This window comes from Povalibacter sp. (assembly GCF_036520495.1).
Lineage (GTDB): Bacteria > Pseudomonadota > Gammaproteobacteria > Steroidobacterales > Steroidobacteraceae > Steroidobacter.
Map to the genome: position 1 here is coordinate 1 of NZ_DATDJO010000028.1, position 17,263 is coordinate 17,263.

Annotated in this window: 17 protein-coding genes; 12 read left to right on the forward strand and 5 right to left on the reverse strand. The window is 60.6% G+C overall.

The genetic code is table 11. The features are described from left to right. Window positions 1-216: 216 nt before the first annotated feature. The 3 genes from VIZ63_RS10125 to VIZ63_RS10135 form a co-directional block, all read right to left on the reverse strand. Window positions 217-1,389, reverse strand: a complete 1,173-nt coding sequence (locus VIZ63_RS10125; protein ID WP_331609463.1) for a Fic family protein — start codon at window positions 1,387-1,389, stop codon at window positions 217-219. Window positions 1,390-1,857: 468 nt separating this feature from the next. After that, the gene (locus VIZ63_RS10130; protein WP_331609464.1) at window positions 1,858-2,796 is read right to left on the reverse strand and encodes an RES family NAD+ phosphorylase; all 939 of its coding nucleotides are present in this window, start codon (window positions 2,794-2,796) and stop codon (window positions 1,858-1,860) included. After that, window positions 2,768-3,184: an antitoxin Xre/MbcA/ParS toxin-binding domain-containing protein gene (locus VIZ63_RS10135; protein ID WP_331609465.1), complete on the reverse strand. Its 417-nt coding sequence runs from the start codon at window positions 3,182-3,184 to the stop codon at window positions 2,768-2,770. Before VIZ63_RS10135 ends, VIZ63_RS10130 begins: the two co-directional genes overlap by 29 nt. Before the next feature lie 506 nt (window positions 3,185-3,690). On the opposite strand from VIZ63_RS10135, the gene VIZ63_RS10140 reads away from it, so the two are divergent. The 3 genes from VIZ63_RS10140 (at window position 3,691) to VIZ63_RS10150 (ending at window position 5,942) form a co-directional block, all read left to right on the forward strand. Further along, window positions 3,691-4,146 carry a universal stress protein gene (locus tag VIZ63_RS10140; RefSeq protein WP_331609466.1) on the forward strand — a complete coding sequence of 152 codons (456 nt, stop codon included), beginning with the start codon at window positions 3,691-3,693 and terminating at the stop codon, window positions 4,144-4,146. 111 nt (window positions 4,147-4,257) lie between these two features. Beyond that, window positions 4,258-4,986, forward strand: a complete 729-nt coding sequence (locus VIZ63_RS10145; RefSeq protein WP_331609467.1) for a c-type cytochrome — start codon at window positions 4,258-4,260, stop codon at window positions 4,984-4,986. Between the two features lie 11 nt (window positions 4,987-4,997). Then, window positions 4,998-5,942: a universal stress protein gene (locus VIZ63_RS10150; protein ID WP_331609469.1), complete on the forward strand. Its 945-nt coding sequence runs from the start codon at window positions 4,998-5,000 to the stop codon at window positions 5,940-5,942. A gap of 30 nt (window positions 5,943-5,972) precedes the next feature. On the opposite strand, the gene VIZ63_RS10155 is transcribed toward VIZ63_RS10150, so the two are convergent. Then, window positions 5,973-6,974 carry a sulfate ABC transporter substrate-binding protein gene (locus VIZ63_RS10155; protein WP_331609470.1) on the reverse strand — a complete coding sequence of 334 codons (1,002 nt, stop codon included), beginning with the start codon at window positions 6,972-6,974 and terminating at the stop codon, window positions 5,973-5,975. Between the two features lie 181 nt (window positions 6,975-7,155). Here VIZ63_RS10155 and VIZ63_RS10160 point away from each other — a divergent pair, with 181 nt between their 5' ends. From VIZ63_RS10160 to VIZ63_RS10180, 5 genes are all read left to right on the forward strand, one after another. Beyond that, on the forward strand, window positions 7,156-7,923 hold the full coding sequence (locus VIZ63_RS10160) for a glucose 1-dehydrogenase (protein ID WP_331609471.1): 768 nt from the start codon (window positions 7,156-7,158) through the stop codon (window positions 7,921-7,923). Between the two features lie 252 nt (window positions 7,924-8,175). Continuing rightward, the gene (locus tag VIZ63_RS10165) at window positions 8,176-8,889 is read left to right on the forward strand and encodes an OmpA family protein (RefSeq protein WP_331609472.1); all 714 of its coding nucleotides are present in this window, start codon (window positions 8,176-8,178) and stop codon (window positions 8,887-8,889) included. Between the two features lie 112 nt (window positions 8,890-9,001). Next, window positions 9,002-9,376: a cupin domain-containing protein gene (locus VIZ63_RS10170; RefSeq protein ID WP_331609473.1), complete on the forward strand. Its 375-nt coding sequence runs from the start codon at window positions 9,002-9,004 to the stop codon at window positions 9,374-9,376. 379 nt (window positions 9,377-9,755) lie between these two features. Further along, on the forward strand, window positions 9,756-10,424 hold the full coding sequence (locus VIZ63_RS10175) for a TorF family putative porin (RefSeq protein WP_331609474.1): 669 nt from the start codon (window positions 9,756-9,758) through the stop codon (window positions 10,422-10,424). Window positions 10,425-10,606: 182 nt separating this feature from the next. Then, complete coding sequence (locus tag VIZ63_RS10180; protein WP_331609475.1) at window positions 10,607-11,293, forward strand: TorF family putative porin; 687 nt, start codon at window positions 10,607-10,609, stop codon at window positions 11,291-11,293. A 56-nt stretch (window positions 11,294-11,349) separates the two neighbouring features. On the opposite strand, the gene VIZ63_RS10185 is transcribed toward VIZ63_RS10180, so the two are convergent. Further along, a complete protein-coding gene (locus VIZ63_RS10185; protein WP_331609477.1) occupies window positions 11,350-12,672 on the reverse strand; it encodes an aspartate aminotransferase family protein in 1,323 nt (440 codons plus the stop codon). Window positions 12,673-12,803: 131 nt separating this feature from the next. Between VIZ63_RS10185 and VIZ63_RS10190 the strand changes: the two genes are divergently transcribed. The 4 genes from VIZ63_RS10190 to VIZ63_RS10205 all read left to right on the forward strand — a co-directional run bounded on the left by VIZ63_RS10190 (window position 12,804) and on the right by VIZ63_RS10205 (window position 17,238). Continuing rightward, a complete protein-coding gene (locus tag VIZ63_RS10190) occupies window positions 12,804-13,352 on the forward strand; it encodes a cupin domain-containing protein (RefSeq protein WP_349261164.1) in 549 nt (182 codons plus the stop codon). A gap of 93 nt (window positions 13,353-13,445) precedes the next feature. Then, window positions 13,446-14,318: an N-carbamoylputrescine amidase gene (aguB, locus tag VIZ63_RS10195; RefSeq protein WP_331609478.1), complete on the forward strand. Its 873-nt coding sequence runs from the start codon at window positions 13,446-13,448 to the stop codon at window positions 14,316-14,318. Window positions 14,319-14,431: 113 nt separating this feature from the next. After that, entirely contained in the window at window positions 14,432-16,705 is a 2,274-nt protein-coding gene (gene rlmKL, locus VIZ63_RS10200) for a bifunctional 23S rRNA (guanine(2069)-N(7))-methyltransferase RlmK/23S rRNA (guanine(2445)-N(2))-methyltransferase RlmL (protein WP_331609480.1), read from the forward strand. Between the two features lie 158 nt (window positions 16,706-16,863). Further along, complete coding sequence (locus VIZ63_RS10205) at window positions 16,864-17,238, forward strand: hypothetical protein (RefSeq protein ID WP_331609481.1); 375 nt, start codon at window positions 16,864-16,866, stop codon at window positions 17,236-17,238. The last annotated feature ends 25 nt before the right edge of the window (window positions 17,239-17,263 follow it).

Sequence of the window (17,263 nt, forward strand, 5' to 3'; positions counted from 1 at the left end):
TTCGAAGCCAAAGCGGTGAACATCGAATGTTTGGGTCGAAATATTCGTAATTCGCCGGTGCAGTCCCGCCCTCACTGACAGTTACCTGCCAGCCGTATTCACTATCACGGAAAGCGAGACGGAATATCTATATTGGGTCGAAAGCAGAAGTTGTTCATTCATCATGATCGTCATCATGATGATGATCATGACGGGGAGCTACGGCGAGGGAGCAGGCTACTCGGTCTGCGACTCCGAAGTAACTTCTTCATTCGCTGCCATCGCATCCATGTAGCGCGAATACACAAAGATGCGATCGCGCGCCCGACCGGTCGTCTCCTTGACGATTCCGCGGCTTTCGAGTTCCTTCAACACCGCCGTGACCGTCGGTGTGGTGAGCTTCGTCGCCTTAGTTACCGCGGCGATGGTGGTAACCGGCTTCGCTTGCAGGACCTCTTGAACGAGCAGTAGGTTGCCCGCGGTTCTGGGCACGGTTTTAAGTTGCGCTCGGTCTTCGGCGAATACTCTGGAAATACGCTGCCCGGTCGTAATGGCCACTTGAGCACTGTGGCGGATCGCCTCGGCGAAGAAGTCGATCCATCGCTCGTAGTCCCCACTGCTGCGCACTTGATTGAGTTCATCGTAGTAGGCTGGGCGATGCTCTTTGAAGTAGAGGCTCGGGTAGAGCAGCGGCTTCGACAGAATGCCCTCGGAGCAAAGCAAGAGTGTGATGAGCAGGCGGCCGACGCGTCCGTTGCCGTCCAGGAATGGGTGGATCGTCTCGAACTGAACGTGCCCGATGGCCGCCTTAACAATTGGATTGCCTGGCGAGTGCAGATAGAACTCAAGGTTGCTCAGGCAGTCGTCGAGGCGCAGTGGGGGAGGGGGCACGAACGAGGCATTCCCAGGTCGTGTGCCACCGATCCAATTCTGGGTTCGACGAAACTCCCCAGGTTGCTTCTGCGCTCCGCGTCCCCCGGTGAGTAGGATCGCGTGCATTTCGCGCAGCAGACGGTTGGATAGCGGGAACCCACCACGAATGCGGTCCAGTCCATGCCCCAAGGCATCGACATAACGGGATACCTCGCGAACATCTTCGGTGAGCGCATTCGGAACGGCATCCACCTCATGCTGCAGCAGGTCGTCCAGGGTGGACTGCGTTCCCTCGATTTGCGAGGACAGCACTGCCTCCTTGCGCACGAACGTGTAGAGCAGCAGGTCTGCATCCGGCAGCGTCGTCGCGACGCCATCCAGGCGACCCAGGGTGAGAAGTGCCCGATCCAGTGCGGCCTGCGTGCTTGGGGAGAAATCGAGGGTGGGAAGCGGGGGTAGGTTGGGCGGCACAAACGCGCGCACGGTCTCGCCCAGAGTGGTGGACTCCTGATACTCACCAAAAGGACTGCGGTTCATCGGAACACCTACAACAATGATTTTTAGCCGCGCGGTCGTTATTAAAGCCTAGTAGCCTTAATTTTAATAGTGCTTCAACAGACCCAATTCCTTTTAAGAGGGGCCAGCCCTATCAAAAAGAGAGTGCAGGTGACGTGCGAACGCCTGAGCAGGGCGAACGTGCCGGCCCGATCCAACGATAGTTCGTTCTACGAACCATTTAGCCAGGAGGTTGCGGGACTTTTGCGGGACCCGGTGCTGCTTTCTGGTGCTCTATTCTGCTCTTCGGATGAATCGGCAACGGACGCCCGCGAGCAGATGCTAATAAGATCAATAACTTAAAAATTTCGTTCTTGGCGCTCCGGCCCGACCTTGTGACTACGAACCAAGCGGTTGTGACCGACTCTTGCACCATCATGCCGTTGCGAATTAGCGGTACGTTTAAGGTTGCTCGCTGACAAAAGCGCAGCGGTTGTGCTGCATCAGCCCTCACCGCTGTTCGCGCTCTGCATCTGCATGAGTGTCTGCATTCAATTCCGTGCACTGAGAGCCTGGTGCTGAGTCCGTTACGCGCACAACCGATCCGCCGTTCGACAGATTGCGGGGGAATACCACCAAGGCATCCGCGCGGGTTCGTGTGGATCGATATTTGATTCCATCAAAGCCCGCCGAAGCGACGAGCTGTCCGAACACTTGACCATTGGCTGGTACATCGGCGTACTGCAGGACTGCGCGCCACGCCGGATCCATAAAGGTAATCACCAGTACGGCGGTGGTATTCGCCAAGCGCACTGGCCGGATCTTGCAGGCGCGTTCGAACTTGCGAAAGTCGCTTGTGAATTTGAAGCCTTTAGTAGTTTCGACAAATGGCTTTAGATTCTTTGGCTGCGTCAGATCAAAAACATTATTCACGACGCCGCTGATGGCAAGCCACGCGATACTGGTCGCGCTTTGCATGGCCAGCTCTTCAGCAGTGAACCCGTTGGTTGTTTCGCCCTTGCGCGTATACCCCACCATTTCGCAATGAGCGGTCGGTCGATCGGCGGCGAGGTAGAGCGCGGGAAATGCGGGGAAGCGTTCGCCCAAATCAGCGCCATAGTGAAAGCGCCCACTTTGCTTAAGGCTGCCCACGCAAGATAGCGGTACATGTGAGTAGCAAAGCTTGATCGAACGACACCAACCGTCCAACGGCACGCTGATTCCTGCCACACTTTGCAGCGCGCTCCGGATCTTGTCCTGATGCGTGACACGCTGCGCTTCGAGTTCATAGAACTGCCGCGACTGGTATTCGCTGATCTGCTCTCCGCGAAGTCGCGAGGCGCGCAGCTGCGTCGGAGTGATCATCTCGAGCAGCAACTCGCCCGGTGCCAACGCCGGGTCGCCTCGACCGATGCGGAAGTTAAGCTTTCTGCTTCGCTTTGACGGCACGCGCGGCGGCCTCGTCCTTGAGCGCCTCGGTTACGAATCGCAGCAGCTTACGGTGACGTCCCAATCGAATGAGATCGAGCGGACGCGAGTAACCCAGCATTGGGTTGGGCGTTTGCAGCCACAGTTTCGTCTTCAGATCGCTATCGAAGAATTCAAACACTAAATTACAGATATTGGCGATGGCCGCCATGTGCTCTTGCACCTCGGGCGGTGCTCGCTCATCGAAGCGCACTGAATTCTTGGAAAGCCCGGTCATGCGCGCAATATCTTCGGTGCCAAAACCGGTGAATTCGCGCAGGCGTCCGTAGTCGAGGGCATTGCCCTTCCAAAACTCTAGGGCGTCATCTTTTGCGACGGTCTTGAACAAAGCGGCATTGGCGGTGGGCATGGTCGGTTCCGTGGCGAGCGATCAGTGTACAGAATTCGCCCAAGTTTTAGCCAAGTAGTAACCATTACTGTGACGTCTCGCCGAAGGACGAGTTCCCTTCGCGCCAAAATCTTGAACTTGGATCAAGAGTTAGCTCATATTCGCGAGTGCGTTCGCACGGGGGAATCTTTGAGTAGGGACTCGAACCCAGGATCACATTTTTTGAGCAGGGGTATCACCCAGGGGTACGTCGCGACCAGGGCGCTCCAAACCTCTGAAAAATAAGCCCTCTTTTACGGAATGTGAGTCCCACCCTAGCCACCATTCCATTCCGCCCCGCATCCGCAAGGCATTGCGCCGTGGCCCCTTACCGCTTTTAAGCCTTTCCGGCTGGGCAGGCGCTTTGAACCGCGGCGCAGCGGTTGCAGCGTTCCGGGAGTACGTAACCATTCCGTGGAACCCACGCTGCGTGCGTGGCCGGCCGCCGTGCATCATTGATGCGCAATGAGCGGTCGTGGAGATTCCACATGTATCGGCGAATCCTCGTTCCGGTGGATGGCAGCGGGCCTTCGATGCGTGGCTTGCAGGAAGCCGTACGGCTGGCGCAGGTCACGGGCGCCCGCTTGAAATTGATTCACGTCGTCAACGAGTTCATCTTCGATCCGGTCTATGCGCCGGTGCAGCTCTACGAGCCGGTACTGGAATCGATGTGCGCCAACGGGCGGAAAATTCTCGACGAGGCCGCCGCAGTCGTACGCGCAGCAGGTGTCGAGGTCGAGCCTGAATTGATCGAAACCGTGGGTGGCAGTGTCTCGAAGCTGATTCTGGAGGCCGTGCGCAGCTGGCCTGCAGATCTGATCGTGATGGGGACGCATGGTCGTCGCGGCGCCAGGCGCGCAGTGCTTGGCAGCGATGCCGAGATGGTGTTGCGTACCTCGACCGTGCCGCTGCTGCTGGTTCGTGACGTGTCGGAAAGCGCCTGAGCAATCAACGGTTCTTGTTCGTCGCGGCGACCCACCGCGAAACACGCCGCGGGTTTGGAAGGATGCTCGATAGACCGCGGCATTCCACAGGCAAGGGGGTCGCAGGGTTCGATGGTGAAGGGCAAGCAGATGACGGGTTACGTACTGGGGTGGGTATCGCCGCTTGCAATGATGTGCGCGGTCGCGGGAGTGCTGCCTGCAGCCGCGTCGCCTGTGCGCGTGGACGAGTTGGTGCAGAGGGCGCTGCGGCTCGACAGCAATCCGGTACGTGGTGGCCGGCTCTATGCGCAGCAGTGCCGCAGTTGTCACGGTTCCGAGGCGTTGGGTGACTCGGCGCGCGTCATCCCGGCGCTGGCTGGTCAACGCCGCGCTTACCTCATCAAGCAGCTTGCCGACTTCACGGAAATGGAACGGGAAAGCGCTGACATGCATGCTGTCGTGGCGCGCGCGGCAATCCGTGAGCCTCAGCAGTGGGTCGACATCGCGGCCTACGTGAACTCCCTGCCGGTCGCGGCGTTTCCCGAGACTGGCGATGGTGAAGGCGTGGAGCTGGGTGAGGCTATTTTCCAGGAGCAGTGTGCGTCGTGCCATGAAGAAGATGCGCGCGGCGACGATGATGGCTTCGTGCCGTCATTGCGCAACCAGCACTACACCTACCTGTTGCGGCAGACGCGTGGTCTGGCGAGCTGGCATCGGCACAACGTCGAGCCGGATCTCGTGAGGTTCCTCGACAGCCTGGCGCTCGATGAGCTTACTGCAGTCGCCGACTACCTTTCGCGCATGCGCGGACCGGTGCGTGATCGCACGCGCCTGGATGATGACGGGACCGCCGGAAACTGAAGGGGCCTACCATGAGCCGGATCCACAACATTCTCGTGATCGTCGATCCCACGGCGACGGAGCATCCTGCCCTGAGCAAGGCGGCGCTGCTCGCGAGCCGCATGAATGCAAGGGTGGAGCTCTTCGTCTGCGATACGCGCGCGGCGCGCGAAGCCCGGTTGGCAGCCCGGATGCGCGATCCGGGAGGTGCGATCATTGCGGATGTTCGCGAACTGCTGCAGCGTCTGGCACAGCCGCTACGTGATCAGGGTATCGATGCGGATGTCGAGGTCGATGTGGGTGATCCGCTCGCAGAGCGATTGATCGAAAAGATCCGCAGCAGCAATGCCGATCTGGTCGTGAAGGACACGCACCACCATTCGCTCGCGCGGCGCACGTTCCTCACCAACACCGATTGGCGGCTCATCCGTGCCTGCCCGGTGCCATTGCTTCTTGCCAAGCCGGCGCCGTGGGGGCAGAAGCCCAGGATCGTGGCCGCAATCGATCCTGGTCACGCGAATGACAAACCAGCGCTGCTCGATCAGCAAATCCTCGAGCTATCGCAAGGTCTGGCGCAGCAACTCGGTGGGGAATTGCATGCTCTCCACGCCACGATCCCGATGGCGATCATTGCCGCGGCCGTGGGCAAGGAGCCGGTCGGGGCGTTGGCGGTGTCGCCAGAGGATCTCGGGCGCGAACATGCGGAGAAAACGCACGCTGTGGAGCAGCTGACTGCGCGCTTCGGTATCGATCCGGACCGGACTCATGTGCGGACCGGTGGACCGGCCCAGCTGCTGCCGCAAGCCGCGCGCGATCTGCACGCGGACATCCTGGTGATGGGCGCGCTGTCGCGTCACGGTCTGAGGCGCGCTTTCCTCGGCAGCACGGCCGAAGACGTTCTGGAACACCTTCCCTGCGATGCGTTGATCGTGAAGCCGCCGGATTTCACAGAGGCCCTGCAGGCACTCTGTCCCTGACGCGTGGCAATCCGCGTGGTGCTTTGTGCGCTATCGCGCAGGCGCCTTCACCAGGGCGCGATCCAGAATCCCGCCATTCGCGAAGTGTTCCTTCGTGACGGCATCCCAGCTGCCGAACACCTGTTCGACCGTCACCAGTTTCACGGGCGGGAACTGCTGTGCGTATTTCCTGCTGATCGCCGCATCGTCGACGCGGTTGTAATGCTTCGCGATGATCTCCTGACCGGCGGGGGAGAACAGAAACTGCAGGTACGCGGACGCGACCTTGCGGGTGCCTTTTCTGTCCACGACCTTGTCGACTACGGCGACCGGAAAATCAGCGCGCAGACTCATTGAAGGGATCACGGCGTCGAGATGGCTCTTGCCGTATTCCCTGCGGATCGTGGTGATCTCGGATTCGAACGTCACCAGGGCATCGCCGATGCCACGCTCGATGAACGTCGTCGTGGCGCCGCGTCCTCCGGTATCGAACACAGGTACATTCGCGAGCAGCTTGCTGACGAAGACGGCCGCCTGCTGTCGATCGCCTTTGTGCTGGTCCAGTGCGAAGGCGTATGCGGCGAGATAGGTGTAGCGGCCATTGCCCGAGGTCTTGGGATTCGGGAAGACCACCTGCACGCCAGGTCGCGCGAGATCCGACCAGTCGCGGATCTTCTTTGGGTTGCCTTCCCGCACGAGTATCACGGGCAGCGAATAGTAGGGCGATGCGCCGTGCGGCAGGCGCGGGCGCCAGCCGGCGCCGATGAGTCCGCGCTGTTGCAGCAGGTCGATGTCGGTGACCTGATTGAAGGTGACGACATCTGCGCGCAGGCCTTCCGCCACGGCGCGGGCCTGCTTGGACGAGCCGCCGTGCGACTGGCGCACCCGGATTGACTCGCCCGTCTGGGCCTGCCACTGCGCTACGAATGCCGGATTGATTTCATCGAACAGATCGCGCGAGACATCGTAGGACGCATTGAGGATCTCTGCGGCGGGAATGCCCGGAGCGAATGCGATGCCGAGGATGGCGCAAAGAAGGGCTCTGAGTTGCATGGCGATGTCGTGACGGAAAGACGAATGAAGAACGGCGCAGTCTAGCGACCGGCGGATGAAGGCTGCATAAGAAAACAGACTGGGTTCCTAACGCTTCGTTGGGTCGCGATAACGTCGGTCTTGTTGGGAATGTCGTGGCTTCCGTCTTATGCTGCACGTCCTTTAAATACAGGGGTAGCGGATGACTTCTCATCGAACGCTCGAGGGCAAGGTTGCGCTGGTGACGGGGGCATCGAGTGGCCTGGGTCGGCATTTCGCGCGCGTGCTTGCTGGGGCGGGTGCGAAGGTCGGGTTGGCCGCCCGGCGCACTGACGCGCTCGCGACGCTGGCGGAAGAAATCGATGCGCTAGGTGGTGTCGCTGCGCTATCGAAGCTCGATGTCACGGACGCAGCTTCGGTCACCGCGGCCGTTGCAGCGATTGCCCGCGATCTCGGTCCCATCGACATCCTGGTGAACAACTCGGGTACGTCCGTCGCAAAGAGCGTGCTCGAACAGACCGAGCGTGACTGGGACGACGTCGTCGATGTGAACCTCAAGGGCGCATTCCTCGTGGCAACGGAAGTCGCACGGCAGATGCGGGATCACAAACGCGGCGGCAGCATCATCAATATCGAATCGATCCTGAGTTTCCGTCAGGCCGGTCATATCGCGCCTTACGCGGCGTCGAAAGCGGGTCTCACGCAACTGACGCGCAGCATGGCGCTGGAGCTCGCACGCTACGGCATTCGCGTGAATGGCATCGCGCCTGGCTATTTCGCCACAGAGATCAACCAGGGCTTCTTCGACACCGAGCCGGGTCGCGCGCTCATCGGACGCATTCCGCAGAGGCGCGTCGGCAACTACGAAGATCTCGACGGACCATTGCTGCTCCTGGCATCCGATGCCTCGCGCTACATGAACGGATCGACGCTCGTGGTCGATGGCGGGCATCTCTGCAGTACCTTGTAGATCCAGGAAAAGAATCTCCACGGGGATCACGGGACAGCGCAGGGTAAGAAGATTTAAAACTCCGACCCCGTGTTGCCCCGTGTCCCCCGTGGAGATCTTCGCTTCTTCTTCTGATTCTCCCGCCACAATTTGCCATCAAGCATCGTTGCCCCGCCATTCGGCCTGCGGCTTTGCGTCCGCATCCGGGCCTTGAATAGATCCCACGGGTAAATCGTCACCTGCTGCAACGACGAACGGTGTGGGAGACAAGTCATGTTCAACAAAGTACTGATCGGTGCGGTGGCCATCGCGTTGACTTCGGGCGTGGCGAACGCGGGCGAGAACAAGTTCACGAAGGAAGAGGGTGTCGGCATGGGAACGGGTGCTGCGATCGGAGCGGTCGTGGGTGGTCCGATCGGCGCGGCGGTGGGCCTGTTCGTCGGCGGCATCATGGGTGACAGCATCGGTGTGGCGAAGCGGGCTGATCTGCATGCGCAGCAGGTCGCGCAGCATGCTGCGCTCCTCGAGCGTGAGTTGATCGACACGCGCATCGCGCTGGCGAAGGCGAGCGAGCGCAGGGGTGGCGATGAAATGCTGGATCAGCTCGCCGGGAAGCTGCATGCCGACGTGATGTTTCGCACGGCGAGCGCGGACATCAATGCCGACGTGGCGGAGAAACTGGCGAGTCTCGGCAAGCTGGTGGCTGCGTACTCACAGCTCGAGATCCAGGTGAATGGATTTGCCGATCCGCGCGGAACCCCGGAACAGAACCTGGAGTTGTCACTGCGACGTGCTGATGCCGTTCGCGAAGCCTTGGTCCGCGGTGGCGCCGCGCCCGAGCAGATTCGTCTGACCGCGCACGGCGAGGATCTCACTACGGCAGCCGCGAACGACGTCGAAGCCTATGCCTGGGAACGGCGGGTGAGTCTCGCGATTCGCCCGGTGACCACCGCGTCCCCCACGGCAGTGGCGCAGACGAATCAATAACGCCTGACGACAACGGGCAATGGGACCGGCGCATCAGCGCCGGTCCCGGTAGCCAGCGGCCAGCAGCCCTCCTAAAGTCGAGATCCCTATCGTGTGTCTTGCGGACATCGTCATGACCGACGTCAATCTGACCAGCCAGTCCGGCATCGTTGATTTCGCGACCGCCGCCGCAGAGGTGACGCTCTCGGCACCGGCGGACGATCGATTGCTGGCAGGTTCGCCGCAGCACAGGACCAGCAATGTGTTTTCCGACGAGGGCGGCAAGTTCTTCAGCGGCATCTGGGAAAGCACGCCCGGCAAATGGCGGATCCGCTACAGCGAGAACGAGTTCTGTCACATGACCGCGGGCCGCGTGCGTATCACTCAGGTGAATGGCACTGTGCGCGAGTTCAGTGCAGGCGACACTTTCGTCATTCCAGCGGGCTTTGAAGGCACCTGGGAGGTGCTGGAGGCGGCCCGCAAGCTCTATGTGATCTACGAGCCGTAACGCGCCTGACGCCTGCGCATCGTAGCGGTGCATTTCCCATGCATCGCCGCACTGGTACCGCGCACAAAGTGCTCCGTTCTGGTGTCCAGTCGTGTCCCCGGCGGGCGCCTGCATTCAGCGGGTCGCTGCATTGGCGGGTCCGAAATCCCATCCCTGTGTGTTTTAACGCGCGTGCTACGCATGAGGATTCCTTCAGTGCATCGCGCATTTGCGTGATCAGCTCCGCTCCCGGGTGCGTGGCACGCTTGCTGCATAGGTATACAGCAGCGGTAATTGTTGCGTTCAAACACCAAACGACTCGCATCGCAGCCGCAGAAGCTCAGCAACAGGTGTCGCGATGGCGTGGCGCGTTTCATTTTCACCACACAAGGGGAGTTGTATGCGAAATGTGAGGCTACTGGCAGCACTGGGTCTGGTTGCGATGGCGGGTGCCGCTCACGCCGAAGTCACTGGCACGGCCGCCATCGTCAGTGACTACGACTATCGAGGCATCTCGCAGACGCAGAAAGATCCTGCGGTTCAGCTCTCGATCGACTACGCCCATGAGAGTGGTTTCTATGCCGGCACCTGGGGCAGCAATGTCGATTTCGGCACGCCTGACCCCTCCACCGAAGTCGATCTCTACACGGGCTTCAAGTTTGCGGCGGGAGATGTTGGATTCGATGTCGGTGGCGTGTACTACGCGTACCCGAGCGCCTCGGATCTCAATTTCTGGGAAGTGTACGGCAAGGCTTCCTGGAGCATCCTGAGCGGCGGCGTGTACTACAGCAGCGACTTTGGTGCGACGGATGAAGCGGGTACCTATGTCTACGCCGATCTCGGCATTCCCGCCGGCCCGGTCACCATCGGCCTGCATGCGGGTCTGAGCGATGGCGATGCAATCGAGGCGTTGTTCGGCGACAACTCGTACAAGGACTACTCCATCGGCGTGTCGTACAGCGCCAGCAACATCACCCTGGGTCTCAAGTGGGTGACGGCGGATTTCGCTTCGGGCTCGGATGACCGCGTCATCCTCTCGATCGGCACCGCACTGCCCTGGGGTCAATAAGCCCCATTCGTCCCGGCGAAAAAGGGCTCCGACCATTGGTCGGGGCCTTTTTTATTGCCCAATGCAATGCTGACTGTTGTTTGCCCGCATCTGATTTCTCCGGTGGACTCCGAATGGGTTAACCTTCGGCCGCTTTCGTCACGCAAGTGATGTGTTTCTTTCTCGCTACAAGAGGAATCAGTATGGGATACCGAACAATGCTTGCTCCGCACATGGTGCTGGGCCTGGCTGGACTGCTGGGGGTAGGAACAGCCGCTGCTGAGATTTCCTCAACGATCACGGCAACCAGCGACTACGACTTCCGTGGCTTCACGCAGACGGATGAGAATCCGGCGCTGCAGGCGAGCATCGACTGGGCCGACGACAGTGGCTGGTATGTGGGCGCGTGGGCCAGCAATGTGGATTTCGGACCTGGCGACCCGAACTATGAAGTCGACTTGTACACCGGCTTCTCGGGTGGCGAGGAAGATGGTCTGGGTTGGGACGTGGGCATCGTCTACTACGCCTATCCGCAAGAGTCGGATTTCAACTATCCGGAAATCTACGGTGGCCTGAGCTACGGGATGTTCTCGGGCAAGCTCTGGTATTCCAACGACTTCGGCAATACGAATGACAGTGCGATCTACCTGGAAGGTAATGCCGCGATCCCGCTGCCGGCGAACTTCACGCTCGATCTGCACGCGGGCTACAGCGATGGCGACGGTGTGGAATCGGCGTACGGCGTCTCGAACTACGTGGACTATTCGGTCGGCGTCAGCTACACCCTCAACAAGTTCGATCTGTCATTGAGGTATGTCGATACCGACATCGACAACGCGGATACAGACGACCGCGTGATCTTCTCGGTCTCCACCACGCTGCCCTGGTAAGACGGCAGCGCAGCGATCTCAAGAAAGGCCCGACCTGGCGGTCGGGCCTTTTTTTGTCAGGCGATTTCTTTCAATACAGCGCTCAGCACGCCGATCAACTCATCGATCTGGGCGGGTTCGATGATCAGCGGCGGCGACAGCGCCAGGATGTCGCCGGTGAAACGCACCAGAATTCCCTTCTCGTACGCTTTGAGGAATGCGTCGTAGCCCCTGGTTCCCGGCGCGCCGCTGCGCGCTTCGAGTTCGATGCCTGCCACGAGTCCCAGGTTGCGCACGTCGATCACATGCGGCAGGCCGCGTAGTGAATGCACTGCGTCCTCCCACTGCTTCGCCAGTTCGGCACCGCGCGTCAACAGGCCTTCGCGTGCGTAAATCTTCTGCGTCGCCAGTGCTGCGGCGCAGGCGACTGGATGCGCCGAATACGTGTAGCCATGGAACAGTTCGATCGCGTTCTCAGGGCCATTCATGAAGGTGTCGTAGATCTGCTTGCGTACGAACACCGCGCCCATGGGAATCGCGCCGTTCGTGAGTCCTTTGGCCGAGGTGATGATGTCGGGGACGACACCGAAATACTGCGCACCGAACGGCGCACCCAACCGACCGAAACCGGTGATGACTTCATCGAAGATCAGCAGGATGCCGTGCTTGTCGCAGATGGCGCGCAGACGTTGCAGGTAGTGCTTTGGCGGCAGCACGACGCCGGCCGAGCCGGCCACCGGTTCGACGATCACGGCGGCGATGGTGGACGCATCGTGCAGCGCGACCAGGCGTTCCAGATCGTCCGCGAGATGCGCGCCCCATTGCGGAACGCCGCGCGAGAAGGCGTTGTGCTCGAGATCCAGTGTATGCCGCAGGTGATCGACGCCCGGCAGCATGCTGCCGAAGAATTTGCGGTTGTTGACCATGCCGCCAACCGAAATACCGCCGAAGCCGACGCCGTGATAGCCCTTCTCGCGGCCGATCAATCGCTGACGAGTGCCTTCGCCGCGCAGGCGTTGATAGGCAATGGCGATCTTGAGTGCTGTGTCGACCGATTCGGAGCCGGAGTTGGTGAAGAACACATGATCGAGATCGCCCGGCGTGAGCTTCACCAGTGTATTGGCGAGTTCGAACGCTGTGGGATGCCCCATCTGAAAGGGCGGCGCGTAATCCAGCTCCGCGATCTGCTGACTGACCGCATCGGTGATCTCGCGGCGCCCGTGTCCGGCGTTCACGCACCACAGCCCGGCCACCCCATCGAGAATCTTGCGGCCGTCCGCGGTCCAGTAATGCATGCCCTCCGCACGCGCGAGCAGGCGAGGACTGGCCTTGAACTGACGATTGGCCGTGAACGGCATCCACAGCGCCTCGAGATCGGCGCGAGATGGCTGTGCGGACATGAGGCGGTACTCCGGGGAAGGGGTGGGGATGATAAGAAAATTCGACAGCACGCTCAATTACGGCAGGAAATCAGCTGGCCAGGGTCCTCGGCTGTCAATTATCCTAAACACTTCGGCTGAGAGGATGCGGTATGACGATCGATGTGGGAACCCACCTGAAGAACGTGCGGATGATGTACGGCCTGTCCCAGCGCGAACTGGCGAAACGGGCCGGCGTGACCAACGGGACGATCTCGCTGATCGAGCAGAATCGCGTCAGCCCGTCGATCAGTTCCCTCAAGAAGGTGCTGGATGGCATTCCCATGTCGCTGGCCGAATTCTTCACCCTCGACCTGCAGACGGAACCGCAGGTGTTCTATGGCCGTGACGAAATGACGGACATCGGCGATGGCAACATCGCTTTCCGGCTCGTCGCCGCCAAGCGCCCGAATCGTGCCCTGGCCATCATGCATGAGACCTATGGGGTCGATGCGGATACGGGCGGTGACATGCTGAGTCACAAGGGCGAGGAGGGTGGCATCGTGCTCACGGGTCGGCTCGAAGTGACGGTCGGCGGACAGAGTCGCGTTCTCGGTCCGGGAGATGCGTACTACTTTTCCAGCGCGGTGCCGCATAGATTCCGTAACGCGGGCACGGAACCGTGTGAGATCATCAGCGCAAGCACGCCGCCGACGTTCTGAGAGTGACGACAGTGACGTGAGTCACGAGAGTGACGGGGTGGCTCCGTCTCTCTTACCCTTGTCACCCTCGTCACCTTCGTCATTCCCGTCACCATGCTCGTCACCGTCGCCGCCACCCAGTTCGTCTGCACCGAAGATCGCGAAGAGAATCTCGCGACGGCGGAGCGCGTGATCCGTGCGGCGGCAAAGCAGGGCGCCAACATCATCCTGATCCAGGAGTTGTTCGAGACGCCCTACTTCTGCAAGGAGCACGATCCGTCGTACTTCGATCTGGCGCAGCCCATCGCGGACAATCCGGCGGTGCGCAAATTCCAGGCGCTGGCGCGTGAACTGAACGTCGTACTGCCCGCGAGCGTGTTCGAGCGCGAGGGTAATGCGTTCTACAACACGGTCGCGATCGTCGATGCGGACGGCAGCGTGCTCGGAACCTATCGCAAGGCGCACATTCCAGAGAGCCCCGGCTATCACGAGAAGTTCTACTTCTCGCCGGGTGATACGGGGTTCCAGGTGTGGAAGACGCGCTTCGGCACCATCGGCGTCGCAATCTGCTGGGATCAGTGGTTCCCGGAAAGCGCACGCGCCATGGCCCTGCTCGGCGCCGAAATTCTTTTCTATCCCACCGCCATCGGTGCGGAGCCGCAGGATCCGAGCATCGACTCGCGTGATCACTGGCAGCGCGCCATGCAGGGACACGCGGCGTCGAACATCATGCCGCTCGTGGCGTCCAATCGAATCGGCACCGAGAAGGGCAAACATTGGACGGTGACGTACTACGGTTCGTCATTCATCACCGATCAGACCGGCGCCCTGCTGCAACAGGCAGACCGATCCAGCGAAACGATTCTCACCGCCACGCTGGATCTCGAAGCGATCCGCAGTTATCGCAATGCCTGGGGAGTGTTCCGCGACCGCCGCCCCGAGCTGTATGGACCCATCATGACCCTCGATGGCCATACGAAGAGATAAGGCATCTCACACGGAGTTCACGGAGAGCACGGAGGAAAGAAGTTCCTCTTGATTCTCCCTGCTCCGTGCCCTCCGTGAACTCCGTCTGAAATCCTGCTTCTGTGAAACCCTAAATGCAGTTCTTTGCTTCCTGTCCCCTGGGTGTTGCCGACCTGACCGCGGCTGAGTTGCGCGATTGCGGCGCGACTCAATGCCGTGAGTTCAAACTGGGCGTGCAGTTCGAAGGTTCGCTGGAAACGGCCTATCGCGCCTGTCTGTGGTCGCGCACGGCGAGCCGGATCCTCATGCCGCTCGGGACGTTCGAGGCGCCGACGCCGGAAGCGCTGTATGCAGGCGTCAAGGCGATCGACTGGTCGCAGCACATCAAACCGACGGGAACGTTGGCGGTGGATCTGGGGGGTGCGACCAGCGGCATCACGCACACGCACTTCGGTGCGCTGAAGACCAAGGATGCCATCGTCGACTTCATGCGCGAACGTACGGGCGAGCGGCCTTCGGTCGAACTCGAACAGCCGGACATCCGCATCGACGTCAGGCTGGATCGCGATCGCGCGACCCTGAGCCTGGATCTCTCGGGCGACAGTCTGCATCGTCGCGCGTATCGCGCGCGCGGCGTCGCAGCGCCGCTCAAGGAGAATCTTGCTGCGGCGATCCTGCTTCGCTGCGGCTGGCCGGCGATCGCGAAAGCCGGTGGCGAGTTGGTCGATCCGATGTGTGGTTCAGGCACGCTGCCGATCGAAGCGGCCCTGATGGCGCTCGATATCGCCCCGGGATCGATGCGCAGTTATTTCGGTTTCATCGGCTGGCTCGGCCACGATCGCGAGTTGTGGCAGCGTTTGCTGGAAGAGGCGCGCGAGCGACGTGATGCGACGCTGGATCAACGCGTCGTGCTGCGTGGCTACGATCAGGATCCCGGCGCGATACGTGCTGCCATCGAGAACATCGAGCGCGCACGCCTGCGTAGTTTCATTCACGTCGAGCGTCGCGACCTCGATCAGCTGGTGCGGGAAAGCGGTTCCACCGGATTGGTGGTCGTGAACCCGCCGTATGGCGAGCGCATCGGCGATCAGGAACGGTTGCAGTCGCTCTATGAATTACTGGGCGAGAAGCTGCGCGAAAATTTCGAAGGCTGGAAGGGCGCTGTCTTCACGGGCAACCCACCGCTGGCCAAGTCGCTGGGGATCAATGCCAAGCGCAGCCACACGTTGTTCAACGGTCGCATCGAATGTCGCCTGCTGCGGTTCGACATCCAGCCGGCAGAGTATCGCGGCGCCGCACGTCCGCCGCGAACCGCCGAGCAGGAAGAGGAAATTCGCAATCAGCCGGGCGCGCAGATGTTCGCGAATCGCCTGCGCAAGAATCTCAAGGCAGCCAGCGATTGGGCGCAGCGCGAAGGTGTGTATTGCTACCGCGCCTATGACGCGGACATGCCCGAGTACGCCTTCGCCATCGATCTGTATGGCGACGGCGCCGGCCATCAATGGGCGTGCGTGCAGGAATACGAGGCGCCGAAGACGATCGAGCCAGAGCGCGTAAAAGCGCGGCGTCGTGAAGCGCTCGCCGTGATTCCGGGTGTACTTGCTCTGCCCACTGAGCGGATTCATTTACGCAGACGTCGGCAGCAGAAAGGTGTCGCGCAGTACGAGAAGGTCGGAGACGAGCGTGAGTTCGAGGAAGTGCGCGAAGGCGCGTATCGCTTCTTCGTGAACTTTCACGACTATCTCGATACGGGACTGTTTCTCGATCATCGCCTGACGCGGCAGCGTATCGGCGAGATGGCGCGCGGCAAGAAGTTTCTCAATCTCTTCGCCTACACGGGTACGGCAACGGTCCATGCCGTCGGCGGCGGCGCAAGTTCATCGACCACCGTGGATATGTCGCGCACCTATCTCGAATGGGCGAAGCGCAACCTGGCGCTCAATGATCTGGCTCAGACGCAGCATGAGTTCGTGCAGGAAGACTGCATGGCGTGGCTGCGGGAGCAGCAGGGCATGTCGCGTCGCTTCGATCTCATGTTCATCGACCCGCCCACCCACTCACGCTCGAAGCGCATGGAAGACGATTTCGATGTGCAGCGCGATCACGTGACATTGCTGATGCTCGCGGCGGGCCTGCTGGCGCCTGGCGGTGTGATCGTGTTCTCAAATAACTTCACGCGTTTCAGGCTGGACCTCAGTGCGCTGGCGGCGTTCACCGTCGAAAATATAACGGCTGCGACATTGCCATGGGATTTCAAGCGCAGTCCGAAGATTCACCAGTGTTACCTGCTGACTTTGACGGACCCGGCGAAAATTGTGGTTCCGCCGCAATTCAGCGCCAATTCGTTCGAATCACCGCGTTCCCAGCCGCACTTCGGTAGCTACGAACGGACAAGAGACCGTTCTTAGGCGTACTTTTGTATACGCAGAGCGCAGTCTCCGATTGATTATTACTCTTGCGTTGCAGCACAATTGCCGCTGCATTACGGGTTCCCGTAGTCACCCCCAGCGCGAGATTTTGAGATTTCGTCCGGCCGCTTGGCCGGGCAACCATAGAGTGCACGCTAATGAGCGCCGATCCGTTCCAGGTTCAGTTCCATCCCAAGCTGGGTGTCGTTATTTACGATCCGGTCGCGCAGATGGGTCTGGCCAAGGAACAGATGCGGCTGTTCAAGCTGGGCTCGATGTCAGCGACGACCTTCCTGCGCTCGATCGTCAGCAAGGATATCGTGCAGTGCCCCGACGCGCAGGGCACAGAGAACGCAGCGGGAGTCGATTCCTATCGCATTGCGCGCGGTGGACGCCGCAAACCGTATTGCGAACACTGTCGTCGCCACTTCGGTTCGGTCGATTTTGCCGTATGCAGTGATTGCATTACGATTCGCTGTACCTGCGGTACCTGCAGTTGTGTAAAGAGTTCGCGCCGGCGCAAAGCCGCCTGATCGTCGCCGCTGACTTTGATTCGCC

Coding starts and splice junctions, on each gene's coding strand:
- VIZ63_RS10125 (WP_331609463.1), bottom strand. CDS start 1,389: ATGAACCGCAGTCCTTTTGGTGAGTATCAGGAGTCCACCACTCTGGGC.
- VIZ63_RS10135 (WP_331609465.1), bottom strand. CDS start 3,184: ATGCCCACCGCCAATGCCGCTTTGTTCAAGACCGTCGCAAAAGATGAC.
- VIZ63_RS10140 (WP_331609466.1), top strand. CDS start 3,691: ATGTATCGGCGAATCCTCGTTCCGGTGGATGGCAGCGGGCCTTCGATG.
- VIZ63_RS10145 (WP_331609467.1), top strand. CDS start 4,258: ATGGTGAAGGGCAAGCAGATGACGGGTTACGTACTGGGGTGGGTATCG.
- VIZ63_RS10150 (WP_331609469.1), top strand. CDS start 4,998: ATGAGCCGGATCCACAACATTCTCGTGATCGTCGATCCCACGGCGACG.
- VIZ63_RS10155 (WP_331609470.1), bottom strand. CDS start 6,974: ATGCAACTCAGAGCCCTTCTTTGCGCCATCCTCGGCATCGCATTCGCT.
- VIZ63_RS10160 (WP_331609471.1), top strand. CDS start 7,156: ATGACTTCTCATCGAACGCTCGAGGGCAAGGTTGCGCTGGTGACGGGG.
- VIZ63_RS10165 (WP_331609472.1), top strand. CDS start 8,176: ATGTTCAACAAAGTACTGATCGGTGCGGTGGCCATCGCGTTGACTTCG.
- VIZ63_RS10170 (WP_331609473.1), top strand. CDS start 9,002: ATGACCGACGTCAATCTGACCAGCCAGTCCGGCATCGTTGATTTCGCG.
- VIZ63_RS10175 (WP_331609474.1), top strand. CDS start 9,756: ATGCGAAATGTGAGGCTACTGGCAGCACTGGGTCTGGTTGCGATGGCG.
- VIZ63_RS10180 (WP_331609475.1), top strand. CDS start 10,607: ATGGGATACCGAACAATGCTTGCTCCGCACATGGTGCTGGGCCTGGCT.
- VIZ63_RS10185 (WP_331609477.1), bottom strand. CDS start 12,672: ATGTCCGCACAGCCATCTCGCGCCGATCTCGAGGCGCTGTGGATGCCG.
- VIZ63_RS10190 (WP_349261164.1), top strand. CDS start 12,804: ATGACGATCGATGTGGGAACCCACCTGAAGAACGTGCGGATGATGTAC.
- aguB (WP_331609478.1), top strand. CDS start 13,446: ATGCTCGTCACCGTCGCCGCCACCCAGTTCGTCTGCACCGAAGATCGC.
- rlmKL (WP_331609480.1), top strand. CDS start 14,432: ATGCAGTTCTTTGCTTCCTGTCCCCTGGGTGTTGCCGACCTGACCGCG.
- VIZ63_RS10205 (WP_331609481.1), top strand. CDS start 16,864: ATGAGCGCCGATCCGTTCCAGGTTCAGTTCCATCCCAAGCTGGGTGTC.